General features: G+C 68.5%; 2 protein-coding genes. Both read left to right on the forward strand.

Annotated elements, in window-relative coordinates:
* Window positions 1-838, forward strand: an 838-nt coding sequence (locus BKE38_RS19125) for an SLC13 family permease (protein WP_207553612.1), incomplete at its 5' end; no start/stop codon positions are given.
* The gene (locus BKE38_RS19130) at window positions 838-1,788 is read left to right on the forward strand and encodes a lactate/malate family dehydrogenase (RefSeq protein ID WP_076958862.1); all 951 of its coding nucleotides are present in this window, start codon (window positions 838-840) and stop codon (window positions 1,786-1,788) included. The genes BKE38_RS19125 and BKE38_RS19130, both read left to right, overlap by 1 nt.
* The last annotated feature ends 50 nt before the right edge of the window (window positions 1,789-1,838 follow it).

A 1,838-nucleotide genomic window follows, 5' to 3' on the forward strand; every position in this document is an offset into this window, starting at 1 on the left:
GATCAGCCTGAACTTCATGCAGGGCGCCTATGGCCACAGCGTGACCTGGGGCGGCTGGTTCGTCACCGCCCTGCCCTTCACCATCGGCATGAGCCTGGTGCTGTTCCTGGTCTCGCTCTGGCTGCTGCGCCCCGAGGTGCCCAAGGCCGAGGAAGCCGCCCCCCGCCTGAAGGCGCAGCTCGACGCGCTGGGCCCGGTGACGGCGCCGGAGAAGCGGCTGATCGCGGTCGCGGTCCTGCTGCTGCTGCTGTGGTCGACCGAGGGCATGCTGCATCCGCTGGACACCACCACCACCACCCAGCTGGGCATCGCCCTGCTGCTGATGCCGCGGATCGGCGTCATGCACTGGGCCCAGGCGGAAAAGCTGGTGCCCTGGGGCACCGTGGTGCTGTTCGCCGCTTCAATCTCGCTGGGGACGCTGCTGGCGCGCACGGGGGCGGCCGGCTGGCTGGCGCAGGTGACGCTGGGCCAGCTCGGCCTCGAATCCCTCCCCGTGGTCGCCGTCATCGGCGCGCTGGCGCTGTTCAGCATCATCCTGCATCTGGGCTTCGCCTCGGCGACGGGGCTCGCCAGCACGCTGATCCCGATCGTCATCGCCTTCAGCCAGACCCTGCCGGTGGCGGCCAACACCGCCTTCGGCATCGTGCTGATCCAGAGCTTCGTCGTCTCCTTCGGCTTCATCCTGCCGACCAACGCGCCGCAGAACATGCTGTGCTACGGCACCGGCGCCTTCGCGATGACCCAGTTCGCCAAGGTCGGCCTGATCGTCACCATCGCCGGCTTCGCCCTGATCCTGCTGCTCTCGGCCACGATCTGGCCCATGATGGGAGTGTTGTGATGGCAGCCCATATCGGCATCATCGGCGCCGGCCAGGTCGGCGCCGCGGCCGCCTATCTGCTCTCCGCCACCCCCGGCATCGGCGACATCGTCCTGGTCGACCTGGACGAGGCCCGCGCCGCCGGCGAGGCCGCCGATATCGGCCATGCCGCCGCCTTCGGCAGCGCGGCCCGCGTCCAGCACGGCACCTACGAGGATCTGGAAGGCGCCCAGGTGGTGGTGATCACCGCCGGCGCCAGCCTGAAGCCCGGCCAGACCCGGCTGGAGCTGCTGGGCCAGAACATCCGCATCGTCGGCCACATCATCGAATCCGTGCTGAAGGTCGCGCCCGACACCATCCTTCTGTTCGCGACCAACCCGGTGGACGTGATGCCGGCCATCGCCGTGCGCCATTTCGGCATAGCGCCCGGCCGCGCCATCGGCACCGGCTGCGCCCTGGACTCGATCCGCTTCCGCGACCGCCTGGCCCGCTACCTGGAAGTGGCGCCGAGCTCCGTCCATGCCTCCGTCCTCGGCGAGCATGGCGATTCGGAGGTGCTGCACTGGTCCAGCGCGCAGATCGGCGGGCTGCCGATCATCGATTTCGCGCAGCAGATCGGCCGCCCGATCGACGCCGCGATGAAGGCGCAGATCGCCGAAGACGTCCGCACCGCCGCCTACCGCATCAAGGAAGGCAAGGGCGTGTCGAACTTCGGCATCGGCGGCTGCATCGCCCGCCTGGTGCGGGCGCTGGCCCTGGCGGAGAACTCGGTGTTCAGCGTCTCGACCTATCTGCCGGAACTGCTGGGGGTGGCCGAGACCTGCATCTCCCTGCCCCACGTCCTTGGGCGGGGCGGCGCCTCGAAGCCGTTGCTGCCGCCGTTGGACAACGTCGAAACCGAAGCCCTGAAGAACAGCGCAGAGGTTTTGGCAGGGACGATCAAGGCAGGGATGAAAACGCTTCAGCAGTAAGAGCCTGGCAGGCCAGGGGAATGAATTCCCCTGGACCCCTTCTTTTTTCT

The organism is Teichococcus deserti (assembly GCF_001982615.1).
GTDB lineage: Bacteria > Pseudomonadota > Alphaproteobacteria > Acetobacterales > Acetobacteraceae > Pseudoroseomonas > Pseudoroseomonas deserti.